Annotated in this window: 26 protein-coding genes; 14 read left to right on the plus strand and 12 right to left on the minus strand. The window is 42.1% G+C overall.

What is annotated here, in order from left to right; genetic code table 11:
• Positions 1 to 76 precede the first annotated feature (76 nt).
• Genes D0907_RS18305 through D0907_RS18315 form a run of 3 tightly spaced genes read left to right on the plus strand, consistent with a single transcriptional unit; the run spans position 77 to position 2,667 of the window.
• Positions 77 to 553, plus strand: coding sequence for a MarR family winged helix-turn-helix transcriptional regulator (locus D0907_RS18305; protein ID WP_036972607.1), 477 nt, complete (start codon positions 77 to 79; stop codon positions 551 to 553).
• A 4-nt stretch (positions 554 to 557) separates the two neighbouring features.
• Positions 558 to 1,619: an HlyD family secretion protein gene (locus tag D0907_RS18310; protein WP_065979205.1), complete on the plus strand. Its 1,062-nt coding sequence runs from the start codon at positions 558 to 560 to the stop codon at positions 1,617 to 1,619.
• Positions 1,620 to 1,632: 13 nt separating this feature from the next.
• On the plus strand, positions 1,633 to 2,667 hold the full coding sequence (locus D0907_RS18315) for a DUF2955 domain-containing protein (protein WP_065979206.1): 1,035 nt from the start codon (positions 1,633 to 1,635) through the stop codon (positions 2,665 to 2,667).
• A gap of 30 nt (positions 2,668 to 2,697) precedes the next feature.
• Here D0907_RS18315 and D0907_RS18320 read toward each other — a convergent pair whose 3' ends face one another.
• On the minus strand, positions 2,698 to 3,021 hold the full coding sequence (locus D0907_RS18320; protein ID WP_036972603.1) for a hypothetical protein: 324 nt from the start codon (positions 3,019 to 3,021) through the stop codon (positions 2,698 to 2,700).
• A gap of 133 nt (positions 3,022 to 3,154) precedes the next feature.
• On the minus strand, positions 3,155 to 3,568 hold the full coding sequence (gene arfB / locus D0907_RS18325; RefSeq protein WP_065979207.1) for an alternative ribosome rescue aminoacyl-tRNA hydrolase ArfB: 414 nt from the start codon (positions 3,566 to 3,568) through the stop codon (positions 3,155 to 3,157).
• 111 nt (positions 3,569 to 3,679) lie between these two features.
• Between arfB and D0907_RS18330 the strand changes: the two genes are divergently transcribed.
• Positions 3,680 to 4,240 (plus strand): short-chain dehydrogenase, encoded by a 561-nt coding sequence (locus D0907_RS18330; protein ID WP_065979208.1) that lies wholly within the window; start codon positions 3,680 to 3,682, stop codon positions 4,238 to 4,240.
• Positions 4,241 to 4,285: 45 nt separating this feature from the next.
• On the opposite strand, the gene D0907_RS18335 is transcribed toward D0907_RS18330, so the two are convergent.
• The 4 genes from D0907_RS18335 to D0907_RS18350 are packed head-to-tail and all read right to left on the minus strand — an operon-like array spanning position 4,286 to position 6,690.
• Positions 4,286 to 5,020, minus strand: a complete 735-nt coding sequence (locus tag D0907_RS18335; RefSeq protein WP_065979209.1) for a phytanoyl-CoA dioxygenase family protein — start codon at positions 5,018 to 5,020, stop codon at positions 4,286 to 4,288.
• 4 nt (positions 5,021 to 5,024) lie between these two features.
• The gene (locus tag D0907_RS18340) at positions 5,025 to 5,606 is read right to left on the minus strand and encodes a uracil-DNA glycosylase family protein (RefSeq protein ID WP_036972599.1); all 582 of its coding nucleotides are present in this window, start codon (positions 5,604 to 5,606) and stop codon (positions 5,025 to 5,027) included.
• Positions 5,607 to 5,625: 19 nt separating this feature from the next.
• Complete coding sequence (locus tag D0907_RS18345) at positions 5,626 to 5,988, minus strand: VOC family protein (protein ID WP_036972597.1); 363 nt, start codon at positions 5,986 to 5,988, stop codon at positions 5,626 to 5,628.
• A gap of 9 nt (positions 5,989 to 5,997) precedes the next feature.
• Positions 5,998 to 6,690 carry an aspartate/glutamate racemase family protein gene (locus D0907_RS18350; RefSeq protein WP_065979210.1) on the minus strand — a complete coding sequence of 231 codons (693 nt, stop codon included), beginning with the start codon at positions 6,688 to 6,690 and terminating at the stop codon, positions 5,998 to 6,000.
• A gap of 205 nt (positions 6,691 to 6,895) precedes the next feature.
• On the opposite strand from D0907_RS18350, the gene D0907_RS18355 reads away from it, so the two are divergent.
• The 3 genes from D0907_RS18355 to D0907_RS18365 are packed head-to-tail and all read left to right on the plus strand — an operon-like array spanning position 6,896 to position 9,167.
• Entirely contained in the window at positions 6,896 to 7,237 is a 342-nt protein-coding gene (locus tag D0907_RS18355) for a hypothetical protein (RefSeq protein WP_036972593.1), read from the plus strand.
• Positions 7,234 to 8,835 carry a PepSY-associated TM helix domain-containing protein gene (locus tag D0907_RS18360; protein WP_065979211.1) on the plus strand — a complete coding sequence of 534 codons (1,602 nt, stop codon included), beginning with the start codon at positions 7,234 to 7,236 and terminating at the stop codon, positions 8,833 to 8,835. The genes D0907_RS18355 and D0907_RS18360 overlap by 4 nt, the downstream gene beginning before the upstream one ends.
• Positions 8,832 to 9,167, plus strand: a complete 336-nt coding sequence (locus D0907_RS18365) for a DUF3325 domain-containing protein (RefSeq protein WP_036972590.1) — start codon at positions 8,832 to 8,834, stop codon at positions 9,165 to 9,167. Before D0907_RS18360 ends, D0907_RS18365 begins: the two co-directional genes overlap by 4 nt.
• Positions 9,168 to 9,339: 172 nt before the next feature.
• Here D0907_RS18365 and D0907_RS18370 read toward each other — a convergent pair whose 3' ends face one another.
• Positions 9,340 to 9,861: a lipocalin family protein gene (locus tag D0907_RS18370; RefSeq protein ID WP_065979319.1), complete on the minus strand. Its 522-nt coding sequence runs from the start codon at positions 9,859 to 9,861 to the stop codon at positions 9,340 to 9,342.
• Between the two features lie 116 nt (positions 9,862 to 9,977).
• Between D0907_RS18370 and D0907_RS18375 the strand changes: the two genes are divergently transcribed.
• The 5 genes from D0907_RS18375 (at position 9,978) to ggt (ending at position 14,064) form a co-directional block, all read left to right on the plus strand.
• A complete protein-coding gene (locus tag D0907_RS18375; RefSeq protein WP_036972589.1) occupies positions 9,978 to 10,430 on the plus strand; it encodes a YaiI/YqxD family protein in 453 nt (150 codons plus the stop codon).
• Positions 10,427 to 10,966: a DUF6942 family protein gene (locus D0907_RS18380; protein ID WP_036972587.1), complete on the plus strand. Its 540-nt coding sequence runs from the start codon at positions 10,427 to 10,429 to the stop codon at positions 10,964 to 10,966. Before D0907_RS18375 ends, D0907_RS18380 begins: the two co-directional genes overlap by 4 nt.
• Before the next feature lie 74 nt (positions 10,967 to 11,040).
• On the plus strand, positions 11,041 to 11,409 hold the full coding sequence (locus D0907_RS18385) for a response regulator (RefSeq protein ID WP_036972586.1): 369 nt from the start codon (positions 11,041 to 11,043) through the stop codon (positions 11,407 to 11,409).
• Positions 11,410 to 11,438: 29 nt separating this feature from the next.
• Positions 11,439 to 12,251 carry a substrate-binding periplasmic protein gene (locus D0907_RS18390; RefSeq protein WP_065979212.1) on the plus strand — a complete coding sequence of 271 codons (813 nt, stop codon included), beginning with the start codon at positions 11,439 to 11,441 and terminating at the stop codon, positions 12,249 to 12,251.
• Between the two features lie 115 nt (positions 12,252 to 12,366).
• The gene (gene ggt / locus D0907_RS18395) at positions 12,367 to 14,064 is read left to right on the plus strand and encodes a gamma-glutamyltransferase (RefSeq protein WP_065979213.1); all 1,698 of its coding nucleotides are present in this window, start codon (positions 12,367 to 12,369) and stop codon (positions 14,062 to 14,064) included.
• Positions 14,065 to 14,481: 417 nt separating this feature from the next.
• Here ggt and D0907_RS18400 read toward each other — a convergent pair whose 3' ends face one another.
• The 5 genes from D0907_RS18400 to D0907_RS18420 form a co-directional block, all read right to left on the minus strand.
• Entirely contained in the window at positions 14,482 to 15,144 is a 663-nt protein-coding gene (locus D0907_RS18400) for a class I SAM-dependent methyltransferase (RefSeq protein WP_065979214.1), read from the minus strand.
• 9 nt (positions 15,145 to 15,153) lie between these two features.
• Positions 15,154 to 18,804 (minus strand): AAA family ATPase, encoded by a 3,651-nt coding sequence (locus D0907_RS18405; protein ID WP_118844980.1) that lies wholly within the window; start codon positions 18,802 to 18,804, stop codon positions 15,154 to 15,156.
• Positions 18,801 to 20,033: an exonuclease SbcCD subunit D C-terminal domain-containing protein gene (locus D0907_RS18410; protein WP_118844981.1), complete on the minus strand. Its 1,233-nt coding sequence runs from the start codon at positions 20,031 to 20,033 to the stop codon at positions 18,801 to 18,803. Before D0907_RS18410 ends, D0907_RS18405 begins: the two co-directional genes overlap by 4 nt.
• Before the next feature lie 68 nt (positions 20,034 to 20,101).
• Positions 20,102 to 20,338: a hypothetical protein gene (locus D0907_RS18415; RefSeq protein WP_036972579.1), complete on the minus strand. Its 237-nt coding sequence runs from the start codon at positions 20,336 to 20,338 to the stop codon at positions 20,102 to 20,104.
• A 135-nt stretch (positions 20,339 to 20,473) separates the two neighbouring features.
• On the minus strand, positions 20,474 to 20,710 hold the full coding sequence (locus D0907_RS18420) for a hypothetical protein (RefSeq protein WP_118844982.1): 237 nt from the start codon (positions 20,708 to 20,710) through the stop codon (positions 20,474 to 20,476).
• 261 nt (positions 20,711 to 20,971) lie between these two features.
• On the opposite strand from D0907_RS18420, the gene D0907_RS18425 reads away from it, so the two are divergent.
• Together D0907_RS18425 and D0907_RS18430 are read left to right on the plus strand one after the other, a co-directional pair.
• Positions 20,972 to 23,410, plus strand: a complete 2,439-nt coding sequence (locus D0907_RS18425; protein WP_118844983.1) for a M1 family metallopeptidase — start codon at positions 20,972 to 20,974, stop codon at positions 23,408 to 23,410.
• The gene (locus tag D0907_RS18430; protein ID WP_036972575.1) at positions 23,410 to 23,907 is read left to right on the plus strand and encodes a DUF6702 family protein; all 498 of its coding nucleotides are present in this window, start codon (positions 23,410 to 23,412) and stop codon (positions 23,905 to 23,907) included. Before D0907_RS18425 ends, D0907_RS18430 begins: the two co-directional genes overlap by 1 nt.
• Positions 23,908 to 23,988: the final 81 nt, after the last annotated feature.

Consider the following 23,988-nt stretch of genomic DNA (forward strand, 5'->3'; position numbering starts at 1 on the left):
TATAAAATGCATTAATATTTACTTAGCATGCTAACTACATTAAAATAGTTAGCATGCTAAGTAAATGGAGTGCATTATGTCCTCTTCTATCCCCTTTCATGAAACCCTTGATCTAACCTTGTGCGGAAGCATGGGGCGTGTACATCGTTTATGCCGCGATGCCGTTACATTTGCGGTTGAGCCGTTAGGTTTAACGCAATCGCGCTGGACGGTAATGATTCATTTATTTCACTTGAATCAAGGCTGCACACAGCAGCAATTGGCGAGTAGTTTAGGCATTGAAATGCCGTCACTAACACGCACAATTAAGCAGCTTGAGCAGCAAGAGATTATTGTACGCAAGTCAGATACCGAGGATAAACGCAGTAAACGCCTTTATTTCACCGAACAAGGTCTACAATTATTAGACACCTTGCGCGTTATTATTGCTGATGTGAAACAACACTTGTATGCAAATTTAACCACTGAGCAGCTCGATACCATGGCGCATGGTCTTGTGCAAATGGAAATAAACGCGCGCCAGTGCATTAAGCAATATTCAGGAGATAAGTAAGTTTATGACACCGGATCAAAAATTTGCCCGTTATGTAAAAATCTCCTTAGCGGGTTTTATTGTTTTATTTCTTTATTTTGTGGTTGCTGATTTATTCATGCCTGTAACTCCGCAGGCACGCGTGTATCACCCTGTTGTACAGGTAACGCCACAAGTCAGTGGGCGTGTAACGGATGTGTTCGTAACCAATAACCAGTCGGTTGTGAAGCAACAACCATTATTTCATATTAATGATGAGCCTTTTAAGCTTGCCGTACAGCAAGCCGAACTTGCTTACGATGATGCAAAGTTGCAAAACCAACGCTTAGATAGCAGCGTTAAAGCGATTGAAGCACAATTAGCAGCGGCAGAGGCCAAGTTACATGAGCAAACCTTGTTGTTTGAACGCGGCGAATCACTCCTTAAAAAGCGCTCTATATCAGAGCAGGAATACGAAACGATAAATGCGAATTATCAGTCGAGTAAAGCGAATGTGGCAGCGATTGAAGCGCAACTGAGCGAAGCTAAATTAGCGCGTGGTAAAATGGGCGATGACAACCTAGCGCTTCGTCACGCCTTGAATCAACTAGAGCAAGCAAAGCTTAATTTGTCTTATACAAGTGTTACAGCAGAGACCGATGGTAAAGTGGCGAACTTGCAAGTTACGCCAGGCACTTATGCGAATAAAGGCCAGCCATTAATGGCGGTTGTGGCTAATAAAGCGGATCTTGTCGCTGATTTTCGCGAAAAATCACTCGTTCATGTGAAGGTTGGTAGCCGTGCAAAAGTCAGTTTTGATGCCCTACCCGGCAAAGTTTTCAATGCAAAAATTATCAGCTTTGAGGCCGGTGTGAGTGATGGTCAACTTAATGCTAATGGCTTATTAAGTGCCACTGAAAGTAGCAATCGCTGGGTACGTGATGCACAGCGTCAGCGTATTCATCTGCAATTAGAGCAACACGACATGCTGGCTAAGTTTCCAAGTGGCGCACGAGCAACGGTGCAACTATTGCCTGAGTCAAGCATCGGTAGCTGGTTTGCGGGCATGCAAATCCGTTTGATCAGTGTTTTGCACTTTATATATTAAGGTTAAGTAAGTTATGTCAACACTGCAACTCGATGGGAATGGTTTGCGTCAAGCATTGCGTATTGCTACGGGCTCAGCATTAGGGTTTGCGCTTGCAAAGTTGATGAATTGGCCAAATGGGATCTTTTTTACTGTGTATCCTATGTTGTTGCTTGGCCTAGTACCTGTACTTAATATGCATATTATTCGTCAGTTTTATGCGGGTGCAGTATTCAGTGCATTGTTTGTACTTGTCGTTCAAGGTTTGCTTGCACATTTGCCTGTGGTCATGACGATGGTAAGTTTTTTGGCATTTGCTTTTTTGTTTTACCAAATGAGTCGTGGTGCTAACTTTTTATTTGGTGCAACAACGGTAGTCAGCCTCTCGATTCAATTGCACTTTTCAACCTACACAGGGGCAGGAATCAGTATTTATCCGTTGATCATCAGCAATGCAGTCGCTGTTATTGTAACCGTTGTTTTTTCGGTACTGATGCATGGAATTTTTCCTGATGTTTCACCCCGTCAAGCTCGCGTAATGCCTGAAAAAGCCAAAGAAAGTGTTCGGCATGAAGTCTTGTTATGTTCAACTGTCGCGACTCTTTCTTTTATTGTTTTTCAGGTATTTGATTTACAAGACTCTATTTCTGCACAGGCGGCGTCGGTATTGATTTTGTTTTCTTTATGCTGGAAAGCGGCGGGAATGGCTGCATGGCAGCGTGCTATTGGTACATTAATTGGCTGCAATTTAGCACTTGTGGCGCAGTTATTTTTATACAATCACACTGATATATTAATTTTTCCTGCACTGATTTTATGGATTTTGACCTTTATATTTAGTCGCTATCATATTTTATCTGGCGGCATTCCAGGGGTTGGTTTTGGTATTATTACGACCTTTGGCATCTTGTTTGGTCAATCATTAGGGCCGGGTCAAGATCTGGTGTATAGCGCTTTATATCGCTTTTCATCGGTGTCGGTTGCAATACTATTAAGCTTGTGTGCTGTCTATATTATGCATCACACACTCAATCGATTTGAAATGACACGCCACCATACATTTGACTAGTGCATGCGGGCCTGATGACAAAAAAGGGAGTTAATCAGAACTCCCTTTTTTATTATTATTTGTTTCGAAGATGGTTGGCAGCGACTTTAATAACTCATCTTGCTTAGCCATACTCATACTCTCTACACAGGTTTTTGATGCAACATCGGCAACCCATGCCCCCCATTGTGAACTACCGGGTTCTTCTCCTGGGGTTGCCCACCATCTGGCTTTATAGAGTATCTCGTTATAACAGGTTTCACTTCCTTGCGGATAAGCGCTTCCGGCTTGCCAAGAATCAACGGCAAAGCTGGTCATAGGCAAAACTGACAGCGTTATCATAGCAACGCCGATTAAGCATATTTTTTGGCCCATTTGCGGCTCCTTTCAAAAGTGAGATAGTATGATTATTATAGTCTTGGTAGGATTAACCATCAATTAACTTTGTTAACAAGTTACACTTCTTTACAGTTATGCTTATTATTGACACTATTGGGTGGTGATAAGGTTATAGGCTTATATTTTTTCTTAATGCTTTAGTTTGACCTCTCTTCGTTTTGCTATCCATGCGCTTGCGTTGTGAATTTCTTGATGGCTTGGTTGCACGACGCTTTTTTTGAACCTGTGTTGCACTGATAATTAACTCTTTCAAACGATTGAGTGCTTCTTCTTTATTCAGTTCTTGTGTACGATGACTTTGCGATTTAATGACAATAACTCCCTCTTTGGTCAACCGAGAGTCATTTAAATTGAGTAATCTTTGTTTGTAAAAGTCAGGCAGCTTTGAACGCTTTATATCAAAGCGTAGATGAATTGCACTGGCCACTTTATTTACATTTTGTCCGCCTGCCCCCTGAGAGCGGATTGCACTAAAGTCGAGCTCCCATTCATCAATTGTTACAGTATTAGAAATAATTAACATTAGGTTCAGTTAGTTGTGCTAAAAACTGTATTGTAACACTTGTAATTAGCTGATCATAATAACTCGCTAAGCAAGTCGGTTGTTATAAACTGGAAAAGAAAGGAAATCATGATGAAAGCACTAATTATTTCAATGAGTTTACTCGCGATGAGTTTTTCTAGCTTCGCACAAGATATTACCGAAAACCAACTACAAAGTTATATTAAAGCACTCCCCGCAGTTGTGAACTGGTCAAAAAATCAACCTGAGCTTGAAAGTGTAGACCTGGGTAACATGCTGGGTAGAACAGACGGGGTAGATACTTCTGTGGTAATGAGCGCACTGGGTCACATTAAAGAGCATGAGCTTTACACTGAATTTGCCGCCTTAACTCAGCAGTATGGCTTTACGCCAGAGCAGCTTGTTACTGTGGGTTCTGAAGTTTCTATGGCCTATCTTGAAAATGTGAAGGCAACACTGTCACCAGAAAACCAAGCGCGAGTTAATCAAGCAATGAGTGGCTTACAAAGTTTAACTGCGTCTTCTGCAAGTTCTGGAACACGTTCAATGACCGGTGCCTTAGAGGGCGTTAAAGAAGCGAGTAATGCCCCCGTTGATGTTAGCGAAAACAACGTTAACTTGGTTAAAGAATATATGCCGCAATTAAAGCAGTTATTTGCGCTGCTGCAATAGTGTTAAATGCAATGCGAGAAAGCGGCTTATTGAGCCGCTTTTTTATTAAATAAAAACCGCAGGATTTTCCAATTTCTTAAGCTGAGCATCTGTCGGTAAAAAGTCCGTGTTTATAAATTGCTCCACGCTCTCATGGCGTTCAAAAAACAGAATATCGAGTGAAAACCTATTGAGCCCATACAATCCTCGGTGAATCATATTGGCCGAAAAAATCAATAGATCACCTTTTTGTAGTGAGATAGTTTTACCACGGCTTAAAGAATCATAATTGTGAGCCCCTTGCAGCTCTAGCCTTACCGCTAATTCTTCTTCAGAATCCCAATTTTTATGACTCGCTGGTATTAACTCAATCCCATGTTCATCTTCAAATGCAATACGGCAATGCAGTACTTCAGGACCTGTTAGAGCCGATTGCTGTGCATTGATATCTAAATGATACTGCGAATCTCGGTGCCAATAATTATGTTGTTCTGGGTTGTAAGGATTAAAAAATAATTGGCTATTTAAAAACCGTGGTCTCGCGATGATTGAGGTAACCTGATTGAGCAATTGCGTTGAGTTTATAAAGTGGAATAAGCTCAGTTTTTCATTTTCTGTTAACCATGGAGACGCTGTGAGCCCTGAACTATTAATAGCTTTAGTTTTATAAAAAAGAGAATTTTCGCGAAGCCAATTATTATGAAATTTATCTAAAATGGGGCGAATAGCAGATAAAGCAGAATCATTGTAAAGCCCCTTTACATGCATGTAACCATGTTGCTTAAAAAAAGTATTTTCCATTGTGTTATCTATTAAGTAATGAACGTATTTGGCTACTCAGTTCAGGAAGCACTTGTTCTTCAAACCATGGATTTTTCTTTAACCAAATATTATTGCGTGGGCTTGGGTGTGGCAAAGGTAAATACTTAGGCCAATAATCACGCCACGATTTTACTAACTCTGTTAACGGCAACTGTTTGGTATGAGGTAAATGATACGCCTGTGCATACTTACCTAAAATGATAGTCAGCTCAACGTTGTTTAATTGGGCGAGGAGCTTTTCTCGCCAAGCAATAGCGCATTCCTTGCGCGGTGGTCGGTCGCCAGACTTACCTTTACCCGGATAGCAAAAGCCCATTGGTAAAATAGCGAAGTTTTGGGCATCGTAAAACTCGTCATCACTGACACCTAGCCAATTTCGTAATCGTTTTCCGCTGGCATCATTAAAGGGCACACCTGTTTCGTGAACTTTAACCCCGGGTGCTTGCCCCGCTATTAAAATGCGCGCATTGGCATTAAATTGAATAACGGGACGGGCTCCTAACGGTAACTCAGGTTCGCAGATCACGCATTTACTAACTTGTTCTAAGAGTGTTTGATGTTTCATTACTTAGTAAAAATCTGATCTATGCTTGTTTTGACCACACGGCAAGCTCGTTGCCACTGGGTTCTGTAAAGTGGAAGCGGCAACCTCCTGGGAAATCAAATAATGGTTTTATAATAACCCCGCCGTGGTTCTCAACTTGAGCTTGGGTTTCTTTAATATTGTTAGAGTAAAGTACCAATAACGCCCCGCCATTGCTCGTTAAACTGGTTAAGGGTGCTTGATAAAAGCCGCCATCAAGCCCTGCTGATTCACAGCTGAAGGCTGTATATTCGGGGCCATAGTCAGTAAATTTCCATTTAAATACCTGCTGGAAAAAAGTTTTGGTAGCGGTTAAATCTTTAGCGGCGAATTCTACATAATTTAGACTGTGGTGATTCGACATAATAGGTTCCTAGTTTATGCTGTGCTTAAGCGCCATTGAACAATGCAATGCGGTGCTATCAAATAACGGAATGGCGGTATCAGTGTGTTGAATTAGCAAGGCTATTTCGGTACAACCTAAAATGATTGCTTCTGCACCTTGTTGGTATAGTTGATTGATAATTCTCAAATAAGCGGCTTTAGAGTCTGGGTTTATGATACCTATACAGAGCTCTGTATAAATAATTTCATGGATCACCGCGCGTTCGTCTGGCTCAGGAATTAGCACTTCAATTCCAAATTTGTCACTGAGGCGCTGTGTATAAAAATCTTGCTCCATGGTAAATGACGTACCTAGTAATGCGACTTTTTTGTGTTTACTTGCTGTAAGCTGCTCTCCAACGGCATCGGCAATGTGTAAAAGAGGAATCGAGATAGCTGCTTGAACTTGCTCTGCAAGCTTATGCATGGTGTTAGTACAGATAAGCAAACAATCAGCACCCGCAGCCTCAACTTGCTGAGCCGCATTTATTAATATTTCTGCCATTTTAGGCCAGTTTTGCTGTTGTTGAAGCGTTGCTATTTCGGCAAAATCAAGGCTAACTAAGGCTATTTTTGCTGAATGTAAACCACCAAGCTTATCTTTAACTCCCTGATTTAAAAGTTGATAGTAGCTCTGTGTCGACTCCCAACTCATACCGCCAATTAATCCGATTGTTTGCATTATAACTCCTTCTGCTGTGTGCATAACACCATAGGCTATTGTGTAAAACAAAGCTAGCAGATCATTATTTTACTAACTATGAAATCGGGCTTTAAATCGTTCCTTTATAAAACACGGTTACGCAAATGATAATCACTATCTTTTTTGTTTTGTCACTATATAATAATGCGTTTTCTTCTCGTTTAACTTTTTTTAAGGGATTATCATGCACTCTCAGTCCTTACAAGCTGGGCAAGCTAAAGAACCAAGAGGCGCTAAAAAACGTTCACAGAGCCTGTCATATCGTGTTGCTGTGTTTTTTCGTTTTGTTGCTGCCATCTTAGGGGGTTATGTTTTTACCAGTGTATTTATCTCATTACTGGCGGTCTTATTGCCGCTAAATAAACTCGACAGTGTGTTGTTGACCACAACCTTATCGGTCTTTTTTTATTGCTGCGTGTTCATATGGGTGTTTGCAGTTAAGTCACTGAAGGTCGTTTGGATCACCATTTTACTAACGACAAGTCTGCAATTATTCGTACTGGCTTTGATTAAGGGATGGCTATGAAAGAGAATTTCTTCCGTTCAATGACGTGGTTACACACGTGGGTAGGTTTATTAGTTTGCTGGCTTTTATTTTTAATTTTTTTCGCAGGCACGTTGAGCTTCTTTAAAGACGAAATTAGTTTTTGGGCTAAGCCTGAAATCCATCAAGTACGTCATCAAGAGCACCGTGTTGCTTCACAAGCAAAGCAAATTAACGATGTGTTTGCAGATTTACAGCAAAAAGCACCTAACTCTCTTTCGTGGCGTATAAACATGCCCGACTCGCGAAACCCCGTTTTAAGTTATGGCTATGCAGAACCTAAGCAACCAGGTCAACGTCGTGCTCCGTTTAATTACACTCATATAGACCCAAATACACTGGAACCAGTTCCTGAGCCACGTGATACAAAAGGCGGCGGCTTTTTTTATCGTCTGCATTTTGATTTGCATTATATAGATGTGTTTACTGCGCGTATTCTTGTTTGTTTAGCTTCAATGTTTATGTTGGTTGCGCTTGTCACGGGGGTCGTAATTCATAAGCGTATTTTTAAAGATATGTTTTCTTTTCGTCGTAATAAAGGCAGTAGAAGCTGGTTAGATGCGCATAACGTGTCGTCTGTTTTGGCGCTTCCTTTTCATATTATGATTACTTACACAGGTATCATCACACTGATTTTTATGTTGTTCCCTTACCCCGCAGAAACCGTGTATGAAGAGGGGTTAAGTCAGATGTTTAATGAAGCCTTACCGGTCAATAAGCGCGCGGCGCCATCCGATGAACACCGCCCCATGGTGGCAATAAATCAGGTTTTAGATCAGATTTATACTAAGTACCCTAATGCCGATATAAGCCATGTATTCGTTCGTAATGCCAATACGGCGTCATCACAAATCGTTGTCTATCTGGCGACAGCTAAAGAGGTGGTCGATAATGGTCCTCGTTATTTATTTAATGGTGTAACAGGGCAAATAGACGCGCAATCAGGTGAAGACTGGAGTGCATCGGCACAATTTTACGACTCAATGACCGCGCTTCACAGTGGGCGATTAGCTGAGCCATTACTACGATGGCTGTACTTTTTATGTGGGTTTGCTGGCTGTGCCATGATTGCGACTGGTTGCATGATGTGGGCGAAGCGTTTAAGAGAGCGCATGAAGCCTGAACAATCAGCACACCGTGGCTTGAAGCTTGTTGAAACGTTAAATTTAGCTACATTAATGGGCTTGCCCTTTGCAACGTGTGCATTTTTTATCGCGAACCGATTACTACCTATAGAGTTAGCCGCACGTGCCGATAAAGAGGTTCTAGCCTTTTTCTTAGCGTGGTTATTCATTGCTGTTTTGGCTTTGTTTGGACGTACTCAGTCACATTGGCGCTTAGCTGCGTGGTTAAATGCGGTGGCATGTTTTTCAATCCCTTTAATTAATGCATTTACAACAGAGGGAAATTGGATCAGCTATTTACTAACTCAGCAATGGGCGCTGTTTGGCATTGATAGTGCGTTTATCTGCGCTGGTTTGATGTTTATTGTTCAAAGCAGAAAAATACCTAGCCATGACAACGTAAAAGAAAAAGGCAATTTATTTAAAAACAGGCAGTTAAAGGAGCAACAAGGATGATGGAATTACTGCAATTTAGTCTCTGCTTTTTAGCGTTTAATTGTTTTGCACTTGCAAAGTTTAATCATTTTCGCGATGTATTTAAAAAGAAACTTACTGAAAAACAGCGATATAGATTTTTAACGATTGGCTGGATCACTATTTTACTAAGTTTAGGACTGAGTGTGATGAGTGAAGGCGGATACGGCGCATTATTATTTTGTGGTTATATGGCGCTAAGTGTTCTTATGCTTATGATTTTATATAGTTTTACGGTCTCGTGGGTAAAACACATCAGCGCAATAAATGTGTCTGTTTTGGTTTTAAGTGGGCTTTCAGTGATGATTTTCTAGTTAAGTTAGTAAAAAACTGATCTCAAAAAAAAGGGTAGGCAATGCCTACCCGAGCAGGGGATTAAATTGGGGATCACATGTCATGTTCAATTTAATGTCGCACAGTGTGCCTCTTTTCCATGACAATTGTGTTGCACATTCGTGATAGTTTAAAGACGCGTGTAAAGCCCCTTTACATCCCTTCATGCTCAACAAAAATAAGCTCGTCTGTTTTAAAGCCATATTGTCTGGCGGTATTTTTAAAGTCGTCTAGCTGCTCTTTGGTGACTGTCGGGGTTCTTGATAAAAACCATAAATACTCTTTGTTATAGCCAGTAATATACGCGTATTGGTAGTTTTGCTTATCGAGCTCAAAAATGACATAGGAGCTGTAGAATGGGCCAAAAAATGAGACTTCTAAATGACCAATGTCATTTTTACCGGCAAATTTAGCCTTGCCTTCTGCTTGTTCCCACTTTTTATCAGAGGTGTTATAGCCTCTATTAATAACTTTAACAGTGCCATCAGAGTTGACTGAGTACTGTGCGGTTATCCCTTCTAAACCGCGTTCAAATGAATGATCAAGGCGCGCTATTTCGTACCATGTTCCGGTGTACTTATTTAGTTCAAAATCATTAACGGGTTGTATGTTGTCAGGCACTCCTGTACAAGCCGATAACAGGGTCGTAAAGAAAAGTAGAAATATAAATTTTATGCTGTTTTGCACACGCTCACTCCTTTTAAAATTAAAGAATTTAATACGTTAATAGCGGTAAATAAGTTTAATTACGTTAAACTACCTAAGCTTAGAATAGTTAAATAGAGAAAACCATGAAGATTTGGGTTGATGCAGATGCCTGCCCCGTTGTTATTAAAGAAATTTTATTTCGTGCTGCAGAACGAACGCAAACAGTCACTACATTAGTGGCTAATCATGCTATGCGTGTTCCGCCGTCTAAGTACATTTTTCGTCAGCAAGTATCGTCTGGTTTTGATATCGCCGATAACGAAATTGTTAAGCGAGTCGAAGCCGGTGATTTGGTTATCACGGGTGATATCCCGTTGGCAGCCGAAGTGATTGAAAAAAATGCACAGGCGTTAAATCCCCGCGGTGAGCTGTATACAACAGAAAATATACGTTCTCGCCTTAATGTGCGTGATTTTATGGACACAATGCGCTCAAGTGGTATCGAAATGTCGGGTGGGCCGCCACCGTTGAGCCAAGCTGACCGTCAGAATTTTGCTAATAACTTAGATCGAATTCTTGCTCAAAAATCATCATGATTCAGCAACAACACTCTTTACAGGGCTTTGGTGACAGTGCATTTAACGTTGCTGTGTACATAGAAAAACGTCCGCCGATGGTGCCTTGGCACAATATTGATCATTTACATGCTATGCAAATTGGTCAAATAGATGACATTAATCAGGCTTGTGGAAATGGTTGGCGAAAAGTCTTTAATGTGTATGCAAAAGTGCTGTTTGCGCTGCCGAGCGAATATTTTCAGTTTGCTAAATGTTCTGCCAATTGGCAAACCTATCGTGATACGCGCTTACTCCAAGCACACAGTCACACAGCGTTGCTGTTTAGCCCTCCTGTATTTGACAACACGGATAAATTACACATTATCGCTGGGCGCACGTATGCAAAAAGCCTTGTTCAATTAGGTTTATTATCTAGCCAGCTCACTTGGCTTGATGAAGAGTTTGCCTTTAATAAGCAAGATAAGGTGATTGTGTGCCCCTATTTTGATTATAGGCAATTAAGTAATATTAAAATTGCGCGGCTTAGTCAGTTGGTTGCAGATATTTTCGCGTAAAAGTCTGCCTTATCATTGCGTTATTTGGCTTGCAAACTAAGCTTTAAGGTAATGTAAAACGGACTACACTTTATATGAAAATCCTTGTCGTTGATGATATGCCCTTAATGCGTCATGTTTTGATAAACATGCTACGTAGCCTTGATTACAACGACATAACAGAAGCAACGGATGGTTCGCAAGCGTTAGAGTTGTTAAAAAAGCAGCATTTTGATTTAGTTATCACTGATTTACATATGCCTAAAATGGATGGAAAGTGTTTACTTAATCACATTCGCGAAACCCCCGAGTTTGACGATTTACCCGTTCTTATGGTGACGTGTGAGGATAGCAAGCAAACAGTCACTGACATGATTGCCGCTAAAGTCAGTGGTTTTATCATTAAGCCATTTTGTCTCAACACGCTGCAAAAACAGCTAAGTAGAATCGTTAAACCTGCGTAATAAACCGAATAAGCCTGGAGTTAATTACGATGAAGAACTGGCCAGCCACACTCTGTTTATTTTTCACATGGGCAGCACTGGCTGAATCACAGCCATTAACCTTGTATACCGAATCATTTCCTCCTTATAATTTTGAGGAACATAATCAACCGACGGGTATTAATACTGAAATAGTTGAGACGCTTTGTAAGCACGCAAAATTAAAATGTGTGATACAGGTGTTGCCTTGGAGACGAGCGATGTCAAAAACGCTTGAGCAGCCGTATTCTGGTATTTTTTCAGCGTCTCGAACAGCACAAAGAGAAGCTCAGTTTCAATGGGTTGGTCCACTGGTGTCGGGGCAATCTTGTTTATATAGGTTAAGTGAGCGCACAGACATTGAGCTGACAAGTTCACGCTTATTAACTAATTACACAATCGGCGTATCACGCGGCGATGTTTATCAAGCCGTACTTACAGACTTACAGTTAGTTGAAGGGCATCATTTTTTAACCTACTCAGGTAAATTTGAAGAGTTAAATATGTTTAAACGTGGTAAGCATGATTTATTAATTGGCTCTTCCATGACGCTTGCAACACAATTACAAAAAGTGGCTTTAAACCCTGATCAAGTGATACCTGTGCTTGAACTTAACCACCCTGCTTTAGGGGGAAACTATTTGGCTTTAAACAAATCTGCTCCAGCTAGTGTGGTCAGCGCACTTCAGCGCGCACTCGATACCATGAAAGAAAATGGGCAAATAGCCCCCATTGTTGAAAAGTTTGTCCCTGCTAATAAGTACCCTCATGTGCAAACCTCTCCTACGGTTGATAGGTGTTTTTACGGTACGGCTGTTTATTAATAATCGGGTGCTGTTTACGAATTCAATCGCGTTTTTTTTGCCCTCGGTAGCAAAACCATTGTTTACAGTGACTTTGCTTTTTATAGTGAATAAAACAATAAAATGAGAAATAACCATGAATCCAACGCCACTACTAAAAGGGCTTGTGTTAGCGGTATGCTTAGGCGCTGCTGGCACGACACAGGCTTACGACCGTATCACAGGGCATAACTTTGCCAGTCGCTCAGAAGTTATTGCGCAATCAGGTATGGTTGCAACGTCGCAGCCATTAGCCACACAGGTTGGCTTACAAGTGTTAAAAGACGGGGGCAATGCCATTGATGCAGCAATTGCAGCCAACGCCGTACTCGGGCTTGTAGAGCCGACAGGGTGTGGTATAGGTGGCGACTTGTTTGCCATTGTTTGGGACAATAAAAGCAAACAGTTATATGGCTTGAATGCATCTGGCCGCTCACCGAAAAGCCTGACATTTGACACCTTAAAGGCACAAGGCGATATGATCCCCGCCTATGGCCCGTTACCTGTTTCTGTGCCAGGCGCTGTGGATGGCTGGTTTGAATTACATAATAAGTTCGGTAAAACACCGATGAAAACCTTACTTCAGCCAGCAATTGATTATGCTGAAAAAGGCTTTCCCGTTTCTGAATTGATTGCCTATTACATGCAAAAAAGTGTTGATGCGCGTGGAAAATACCCTGGGTTTAAAGACGTATACATGCCAAATGGGGCGATGCCAGAAAAAGGCGATATTTTTAAAAATCCTGCCCTTGCAAATACCTATCGTAAAATAGCGAAGGAAGGACGTGATGCTTTTTACAAAGGGGATATAGCAAAAGAAATTAGCCGTTATATGAAAGAAAATGGCGGTTATTTATCGTATGACGACTTAGCTTCACACCACAGTGAATGGGTTAAACCTGTCAGTGCAGATTACCGCGGTTATACGTTATGGGAATTACCGCCCAACGGCCAAGGCATCGCCGCTCAGCAAATTCTAAATATATTAGAAGGATACGATATTAAAGGTATGGGTTTTGATAGCCCTGAGTATGTTCACACGTTTGTCGAGGCAAAAAAACTGGCCTTTGCAGACCGCGCTAAATATTACGCCGATCCTGCGTTTAATACTATTCCCGTGCAGACCTTGATTTCTCAGCAATATGCCGATGAAAGACGCAAGCTGATTGACCCAAATAAAGCGGCAAAACGTGATCATGCGGGCCCAGTAGAAGGCGATACTATTTACCTGACGACGGCCGATAAAGACGGCAATATGGTGTCATTAATTCAAAGTAATTATCGTGGTATGGGCTCAGGTATGACCCCCGCTAAACTGGGCTTTGTATTGCAAAACCGAGGAGAAATGTTTGCACTTAAAAAAGGCCATATGAACCAATATGAGCCGGGTAAACGTCCGTTCCATACGATAATTCCAGCCTTTGTGACCAAAGATGGCAAGCCATACATGAGTTACGGAGTAATGGGCGGTGCGACACAACCGCAAATGCATGCGCAAATCTTAATTAACATGATTGATTTTGGCATGAATTTACAAGAAGCCGGTGACGCTCCACGTATTCTGCACAGTGGCTCATCACAGCCTACAGGCGAAATTATGGAAGACGGGGGCGTTGTGAGTTTAGAATCAGGTTTTTCGATGGAAACTCGCCGTGAGCTGATGAAAAAAGGCCACACTTTGCAAGACGCTGTTGGACCATATGGCGGTTATCAAGCTATCTTAAAAGACCTTAAAACAGGGGTGTACTATGGCGCATCTGAAACCCGCAAAGACGGCCACGCCGCAGGGTATTAAGGCAATATAAGGTAATAAATCATTGCGTTGCAATTGATTGATGACGCGGCTTAAAGCCGCGTCTAACTCTCGCTGTGAGACTCGCTTTGCGTGGCTTATCAGTTATCGACATACCTACCTATATACCTATCTATCTACCTACCCCAGTAAGACTGACTTTAGAGGTGAACCGTACTTCGTGTGCGAGCGTGCGTGTGTTGCACGATATATAATACCATTCCGCAAAAATACTTAATCATTTTGAGTGATTAAACCAGTCGCTACCTACGTTAAAAATTTCTGATTTAGAACAACTAAATAACTAAATTTTTGCCTTGTTATCAACGCGGTTTTATTGCCTCAAAATAGACCACTTAATTAAGCGGAATGGTATGATCGCGCTGACAATGGAAGTTCAAAGCTTAAAACTTAAAGAGTCTAATTCCCCACCACATACCCAGTGAAACCCAGCACTTTAAAATACTGTTTAGGGGTGCTAAATCCGCTTTCATTCATTAATTCTGAAAAACGAATACGGTCTAATGGGTAAAACTCATGTTCTAGATTGTGTCGGGTGCGCTCTTTGCCGGCATCGGTTAAACCTAGCTGAGTACAAAGCTGTAGTTGTGATTCGCGCTCAAATTGCGTTTCAGGGCGCATTAAATCGGCAATGAATAAGTTGCCCTGCTTTTTAAGCTTGCTTTTAATCGCTTTTAACAGCGCTTTTTTATCGCCATTGTCCTCGACAAAGTGCATGACTAATAAACATAATGCTGCATCGGCGCTTGCATCAATATCGTTAATATCGCCACAATGAACCGTTACACGGTCACTGATGTTATGTTGGCTAAAGTGCTGCTCAGCGATATCCAACATATCTTGTGAAATATCCTGCGCAATAAAACGCCAGCCTGCGTTGAGCTTAGCAAGTTCTATGATCTCTTTTCCGGTGCCTGCACCAATCACTAAAATACACGCGTCGTTGTCGAGCGTGCTGACTAGTTGCGCTGCGGTTGCTTGGTGTAATAACGCGTACCCTGGCACTAAACGCGTTATGCGCTCATCGTAATGACTGGCTTCTTCATGATTAAAAGTTGGCATGCTAATCCTTTAAATAACAGAGATGGTTGAGTAACCACCGGGTTTTTTCGCTACATGTACCTGCGTGGCCACGCGTTCGGTCATTTCAGATACATGCGAAATAACCCCTACTTTACGGCCTTGTGCTTGCAGCGAATCGAGAGCATCCATCGCGATGCTTAACGTTTCACTGTCCAACGTACCAAACCCTTCATCGATAAACAAAGAGTTTATTTGCACTTTATTCGATGACAACGAGGCAAGCCCCAAAGCCAGTGCCAGCGAGACTAAAAACGACTCCCCGCCTGACAAAGTATTAACAGAACGCTGCTCATCGGCCATGTCTTTATCAATGATGGCAATATCCAGCGTTTGCCCGATAGCCGTTAATTTGTAGCGCTTGTTTAAAGTGTGTAAGTGGCTATTGGCATAATGCAGCAGTATTTTGAGAGTTTGCGTTTGCGCTAAGTTACGCATGGTTTTACCACTGGCATCACCCAGCACTTTATTAAGTAAATGCCAGTGCTCGTAGCGCTTTTGCTGTTGCACTAATAATTGCTGTTTATCTGCTAATGCTTGGCTATTTTGTTGGTGCGTGTGCAGCTCACTGCCTACTTGCATCAGCGATTGATTCGTATGTTGCTGGGCATTAACGGCGTTAGCTAGTTCAGTTTCAGTGTCGCTTTCGCTGTGCTTTGGCTGATCTTTTAAATGCGCCGACTGCGATGAATGCAGCTGTTTTAAAGCTGCTTGAGTTTCTTTTAGCGCATTTTCTGCCGCGTGGTGCTCGTTGAGTGTTTGCTTTATTGATTCGCTACTGATGCTTAAAAGCGTTGTAATTGCGTCTTCAGAAAGTGAAGGATGCTGTGCTTTAAACTCGCTAAACCACTGCGTGAATCGTTTTTCAAGCGCAGCTTGTTCATCGCTTAACTCTTTTTCACGCATCGTTAAGTGGCTTATTTGAATAGCGTGCTCGTCACGTGCTTTAACCGCATTGCTTAGGTGTTGTTGAGCCTGTTGCACTGTTTGCTGTAACGAGTCAATGGCCTGTTCAAGTTGTGCAATATACTCATCGACCGACATGTTCGCATCGGCAAACAAGGCAATGCGTTTTTCATGCAAATCAGCCTGCTCGTTCTCGGTATGGGCAAGTTGCGCAGTGCACTTAGCTTTCGCTTCTGCTGCTTCATGTTGCTGAGGCAGTAAATGCGCGATGGTTTGCTCAGTGCTTGTTAGAGCCTTCGTTAGCTCATCTGATTGTTGAAGTTTCGTTTGATAGCGTTGCACATCCTCTGCAATAGTCTCTAATGACACCTGCTGCTCATTGAGCTGTTGCCACCAAGGGGCATTTTTAAAGGTGTCGTCGAGTGTGGTATGCAGTTGCTGATGCTCTGCGTTTAGCTCGTTTAAACGCGTTTGTTCAGTGTTGAGTTGCAGCTGTGTTTCACTCAGTTTTTGCTCTGCTGCATGCAGGGCTTGCCCTTTTTGATTAAACTCTGCTTGTTTGGCTGTTAATGATGTTTGCAGCTGCTGTTGTTGCTCAAGCACTTTAAAATACTGCTGTTTCTGGCTCGTGAGCTGCTGCTGACGCTCGTTTAATTGCGCCTCTGTTAAATCATTCAGCTCTGTACGATTTGCCGCCATGGTCTGTTTGAGCGTGTTCTGCTGGTCGGTGAGTTCACTCACCTGCCCCTCTAATGACGCTATTTGCTGAGTACAGGCTGTCAGTTCATTACTTTTTGTTTGTTGTAAAGCTTGCTGATTATTTAAGTGCTGTTTGGCACTATTAAGCTGCTCAGTAAAATCATTAATGAGCTGACTAAACTGCGCATTAACCACGTTATGTTGAAACGGGTGTTCAGTCGAACCACAAACAGCACATGGCTCACCAGCTTTTAAAGTAGCTCTTAATTGGCTTACCCCTTCACTGGCTCTTAACTGAACTTGCTGTAAATTTTTATCACATAGTGTCAGCTGTTGTTGGGCGTTTTCTACATCCTGCCCTATCGCGCTGAGGGCTGTTTGTAACTGTTGTTTATTTTGATTTAAGGTGTCTGATTGGCTTTGCCACACTTTTAATTGTTGCTGATTACTTTGCCACAGTTGACGCTTTTCAATAAGGTGTTTAATCGCCTCTAGTTGTGCATCTATGTCGGCCATAGACTGACTATTTAAACGGTCTTTGAAGCTAGCGTCTTGTTCACTCAGCGTTTTTAGTGCGTGCTCAAGCGCTTGATACTGTTTTTGTAATTGCTGACGACTGTGCTGCTGTTCAGTAACCGTAGGCTGAAGTGACTTTACCGTTTGATTTGTTTTATCAATACGAAGCTGCAGTTGATTAAAGCGGCTTAATTCACTTTTATAATATGACCAGTCTTTCGCTAATGGTTGCCACTGCGCATGTGTCGCTAACCAATTAGTGAGCGCTTGTTGTTGCTGATGTTGCTGTTGTTGCTCAGCCTTTGCCGTATTAAGTTTATTGCTCAGCTCGGTGTTATGCTGGTTCGCTTTTTCGAGTTGTGCTTTTTGAGCGTGTGCTTGCTGGTTCAATACCGCCAGTTGTTTATCGTACTCACGTGCTTGGCTAATGATTGGCTGAGCATCTTTTTGCGTTTGTTTCGCTTGCTTTAACTGCTCAGTGTGTTTGTTTAGCGTTTGCTCTGCGTCACTTATCAGGGCGTTATGATCAATTTTTAAAAGTTGCTCACGGTTTTCTACAAGCTGCACTTGCTGGGCTTTAATTGTTGCTGTGCGCTCACGGTTATCTTTTATTTCTAAGCACTGCTGCGCTTGTTTGGCTTGCTTTGCCTTGTCTTCAAGTTGTTGTAATTGCTGCTCAGCTTGGTGCTTTGTGTGTTCCGCTTGCGTTATTTGTTCTGATAGATGCGCCGCCTGTTTATACCAAGTTTGGTATTGCTCCAGCTGCTTTATTTGGTTTTGTAGTTCAGTTTGCTTCGTTAATAGCGACTGATGCTCAGCTTGCTTAGCCGCTAACTCTTCGGGGCTTAATACCTTAAAGTTCGCCAAGCTCAGTTTTAATTGCTCAAGAGCCTGTTGTTGTTCGCGGTGACGTTCAAATATACGTTGCCCAATACGACTAAACTTGTCGGTGCCAGTTAAGCATTCTAACAGTTGTGCCCGTTCATCCCCTGTTGCTTTCAAAAAGGCTGCAAACTCATGCTGGGCAAGTAACACCGCCCGCGAAAATTGATCAAAGCTTAAACCAATAATGCGCTCTATTTCTTTGCTGGCATTACTTCTATCGGCAATTAAGTTTTCGTCAGGTAATGAATGAAGCGTGTGTTGCGCTTGTTGTAATTTGCCATTCGCTTTGTTCCGTGCGCGGCTAAAGCTCAAGCGAGCACGGTAGTGATGTTTATCTTGGCCTATAAAGTCCACTTCGGCATAGCCCAGCCCTGCCCCACGGCGTAATAAATTTCGCGAGTCATTGAGCTTGATATTATCGCCATTAAAGTCAATTTTATTACCTGTGTCGCCACGAAGTCTCGCGGTTTTGGTATACAGTGCTAAACAAATGGCATCAAGTAACGTACTTTTACCTGCCCCAGTATCACCCGTAATGGCAAATAGCCCGGCTTCTTTTAATGGCGAAGCTGTAAAATCGACTTCGGCATCGACAATGGATGCCAATTGATGAACACGTATCGCTAAAATTTTCATAGCACGTCCTCCGTATTCAACTCATCGATAACGTGGCTTAATAAGTCTTCGAGCTCTTTTGGCACTGCTTGCCCTGCCATATCTTTATGATTGGCAAAGGCTTGCTCTAACAACGAATGCGGATTGAGGGCTTCGATTTGCGACACATCGTCAAACAAGGCTTGCTCATCGTCTTGATGATTGCGCTCTTGTCGCACCCGTTCAATCCCACAAAACTTAAGCTGCTTACCTGCCAGCGCTTGTTCAATTTGCTCTCTAAACGTGGTGTCGGTGTCGTGAGCGCTCAGTTTAACGCGTAAATAGGGCGCTAAGTTTTCATCGCTTAAATCAAGTTCACTCAACAGCTCACACAATTCACTCAGCGGCACACAGTCTTTTTCGGGGAGCAGTATGACTTTACAAAAGCTCGGTATGTAAAGGGGGTTTACAGTGCAACTTGAATCAGAAAGCTCAATTAACATAACTTGGTGCTGGTAACGGCGCTCAGAAAAGGACATCGGCATGGGGGTGCCACTGTAGCGAATGGTCTCAGACTTGGCGACGGTTTGTGCTTTATGCAAGTGACCAAGGGCTACGTAATCAGCCTGTTCACTAAAAATATTAGCAGAGATCGCTTCTTCACCGCCAATCACTAAGTTTCGCTCTGAGTCTGTCGAAATATCGCCGCCTTTTGCATGGAGGTGTCCCATTACAATTAGCGGCGCTTTCGGTAACTCACTGGCAGCATTTAGTGCATCTTTATAAGCCAGTGCCACTGTTTGGTTGTAACTTAAAGGTTGCTCTTCTTGGCGATTATAATGACTTAAATCGCTGCTTCGTAAAAATGGCATGGCAACAACATGTGCTTGGCCATTTTTTGTTGATATAGGCAGTACGACATCCTTTGGGCTTGCGGTATCGAACCGACCCACCACATGCGTATCAAATTGAGCCAGTAAGGGTTTTGCAGCCATGATACGGTTTGCCGAGTCATGATTACCAGCAATAATCACGATGTGTAAATCTGGGCAACGTTGTTTGGTGTTCTTAATAAATTGGTAGAGTTGGTTTTCAGCACTCGCAGGCGGTGTCGCCGTGTGATAAATATCGCCAGCAACGAGTAATAAGTCGATGTGCTGTGCTGCGAGAGTCTCCGTTAACCAGTTTAAAAAAGCCTGATGTTCCTCGAAGCGGGAATGTTCGTAGAATTGTTGGCCTAAATGCCAATCAGAAGTATGAAGGACTTTCATTAAACGCTCTTATTATTTATTAAGAGCGTCAATATACCTAAGCTGAGCCTCGATGCCCAGCCTCGTTTTTAACTTAAGCTATACCACGCAAACAACACCATTGGCAAAGCAAGCAATGCCATTATTAAGGGCACTTTGATAGCCTTTGTTTGTTTGGCCTGTAAAACTTTAAGGGCATTGGTTTCATTACATGCCGCTACTTTGTCGATATAGAAATACCCCGAATCTAGGTATTGTTTACAATTTTGTTCGTCCGCTGGAATTGCAATTAGTTCTTGTTGTTTTTTTAGGATGTAAAAATCCATACGCTCACCGAATTCTATGCTGATTACCGAAACATTTTTTGGGTATAAATAGACACACATAAACACCCAAATCGAAAAAAGTGGGCGATTTTAAATACAAACAGCAGTAAATTTCAATAGAAAATGTCGCAAAAACTACTTTATTGCGAAAATAATTGCAATTAGACTCAAAATAACCAGCATAGAGCCATAAAACAGCCATTTTTTAGGGCGTTTAGCGTGGGGAGTGGTACGCGATAGTGCATCGGGTTCATCGCGAGCGGCAATGACCTCTACAAACTCAAATCCGCGTGCTTTGTATTCGTTTAAAACCGATTCTTCTGCTGGAATAGCAGCTAATCGAGAGTCTTTTTTTACAATGTAAAACTTCATTTAAGTCCCCTCTTACCTTTAAACAAAAAATAAGCAACCTCGCTATATTTTAAGTGTAATACGGGGGTATGAATTAGCACTGAACCTGTTAGGTTTGTAAAGGGGCTTTACAGTTTTGTTAATAGCAGATGAAAGGATTGAAAAATACAGACTAGGAAAGCGCGAATACTACCCTAAAAAAACCGCACTTTATCGTGATTTTATTGAAATTTTGTTAGTGGTTTGAGATGTTACGCTCACGCATATTTTACAGGATTAACAATGAAAAAAGCAGTTATTACTTTGAGTGCTTTGGTATTGCCTTTAGCAGTATCAACCGCAGTCATGGGGTCGTCTGTTGAGCAAACAAAAGGCTCATTTGTTGACAAGTTCCGTCAACTTGATGAAGCACTTGCAACGCCTAACGTATACCGTAGTGCCGCGGGTGAACCCGGCGAAAACTACTGGCAACAGCAAGTAAATTACGACATCGATGTAAACCTTGATGAGAAAAAACGTCGCTTAACAGCGCGTCAAACTATCGAATATAAGAATAATTCACCTCACACATTAAAGTACCTTTGGTTGCAATTAGACCAAAATATTTTTAAATCTGATTCAATTGCTGAGATGACCGCTACTTTCAATGGTAAAACATTGCAAGGTGACCCTCAGCCAAAAGCCACTAAATTGAGCTTAGGCCAGTTACGTCGTCAGCAATTTATGGCCGACAACGAGCTAGGTTTTCAAATCGCCAATGTTAAAGACGAAGACGGAAAAGAGCTTAAAGTAACCGTGGTTGATACATTAATGCGTATTGACCTAAATGAGCCGCTTAAACCGGGTAAAGACGTTGAGTTCAGCATGGACTTCGCCTTTAACATTGTTGAAGAAGATGCGGTAGGCGCACGTTCAGGTTATGAACACTTTGAAGAAGATGGCAACGATATCTTTTTATTAGCACAGTGGTTCCCGCGTCTTGCTGCGTACACAGACTATGAAGCATGGACTAACAAAGCATTCTTAGGAAGCGGTGAGTTTACACTGGAGTTTGGTAATTATGATGTCGAAATCACCGTTCCTGCGGATCACATTGTATCGGCAACAGGTAAGCTAGATAACCCAGGCAGTGTATTAACACGTACGCAGCGTAATCGTCTTGAAGAAGCTGAAAACGCTAAGCGCCCTGTATTTATCGTGACCGAAGAAGAAGCACTTGAGAACGAGAAAGAAGGCACCGACAAAACCAAAACATGGCACTTTAAAGCCGAGAACGTGCGTGACTTTGCATGGGCATCATCACGTAAGTTTATGTGGGATGCAAAAGGCTACCATCAAGGTGGTAAAGAACAGCCGTTAGTGATGGCAATGTCTTTCTATCCGAAAGAAGGCGGTGACCTGTGGAAGAAATATTCTACCGAAGCTGTTGTGCACACGATGGAAGTGTATTCACGCTTTTCGTTTGACTACCCTTACCCTGTGGCTCAATCAGTCAATGGCCCTGTTGGGGGGATGGAATACCCCATGATCACATTTAATGGTCCGCGTACAGAGCTTCAAGACGATGGCACCCGTACTTACTCTCAAGCTGAAAAACGTTTCTTAATTGGTGTTGTTATCCACGAAGTCGGTCACATTTACTTCCCGATGATTGTTAACTCAGACGAGCGTCAGTGGACGTGGATGGACGAAGGTCTAAACAGCTTCCTAGATGGTGTTGCGGGGCGCGAATGGGACCACACAATCCCTTGGGGTGTTGAGCCGCGTGATATTGTTGAATACATGAAGTCTGAAAACCAAGTACCCGTTATGACACAGTCTGACAGCGTATTACGTTTAGGACCTAATGCGTATACTAAACCTGCTGCTGCACTTAATATTTTACGTGAAGTGATTCTGGGTCGTGAGCTGTTTGACTTTGCATTTAAAGAGTACGCGCAGCGTTGGAAGTACAAACGCCCTACTCCTGCAGATTTCTTCCGTACTATGGAAGAGGCGTCAGGGGTTGATCTAGATTGGTTCTGGCGTGGTTGGTTCTACACCACAGACCATGTTGATATCTCGTTAGACAAGGTTTATCAACTGCGTTTAGACACAAAGAATCCTGATATCGACTTTAATCGTCTTCGCGACATTGAAGCTGATAAACCAATGCCATTATTCGTTAAACGCAATAAAGAAGAAGGCAAAAAGTTATGGGTTGAAGAAAACCCAGATGTCACAGATTTCTATGACGAAAACGACCGCTTTACAGTGACTAACAAAGAACGTAACGCGTATAACAAGTTCCTTAAAGGGTTAGAGCCGTGGGAGCGTAAAACGTTTGAACGTGCAATTAAGGAAGATAAAAACTACTATGTGCTTGAGTTTTCAAACTTAGGTGGCTTAGTGATGCCTATCTTATTAGAGCTGACCTATGAAGATGGCACGAAAGAAGAACAGTACATTCCGGCTGAAATCTGGCGTCGTAACCACAAACACGTACAAAAGCTAATTATTACTGAAAAAGGTAAAAACTTAGTGTCTGTTACGGTTGACCCTCGCTGGGAAACAGCCGATGTTGATGTGGAAAACAATAACTACCCTCGTCGTATTATTCCATCGCGTATCGAAGTATATAAGCGTGAGAAGAGTAAAGCGAAAGTGAGCCGTGATATCATGCAAGATATCAAAACTGAGCTGAAAAAAGACGACGAAAAAGATGCTGAGGAGCAAAAATAATGCGCTTTATAGCCATTATTTTCGCTTTATTACTGAGTGCGCCAACGATGGCGCACCAGTTAAAAGCGTCTGTGACTACGGTATTATTTAATAAACGCACTAATAACATAGAGCTAATGCATCGCTTTTATTTGCACGATACGGAGCATGCTGTTGAACATTTGTTTAATGGCAATGCCGATATCTTAAGTAACAAAGAAGATCAAAAGCGTTTTGCTGATTATGTTGAGTCACACATTGCACTGCAAACCTTAGAGGGCAAGCAACTTGAGCTTAAAAAAGTGGGAGCGCAAGTTGATGGTAAGTTCTTTTGGGTTTACCAAGAAGTTACCATCCCTGAAGGCATCAAAGGGATTCGTATGAGCAATGGCGCGTTACGTGATTTATGGCCTGCGCAGGTCAATATGGTTAATATTGAAGGCAAAGGAAAGGTGAAAACACTTACCTTTAGCCAAGATGATAACTGGCTTGAAGCTAAATTTGAGTCAATTAAATAATAACCCTATCCGATAAAAAAGGATTGAAAAAGTCTATTTTTTAATCCTTTGATCCTTTAATTAACGGTTATCGTACACTAT

It is taken from the genome of Pseudoalteromonas lipolytica, from assembly GCF_003515105.1.
Taxonomy (GTDB): Bacteria; Pseudomonadota; Gammaproteobacteria; order Enterobacterales; family Alteromonadaceae; genus Pseudoalteromonas; species Pseudoalteromonas lipolytica.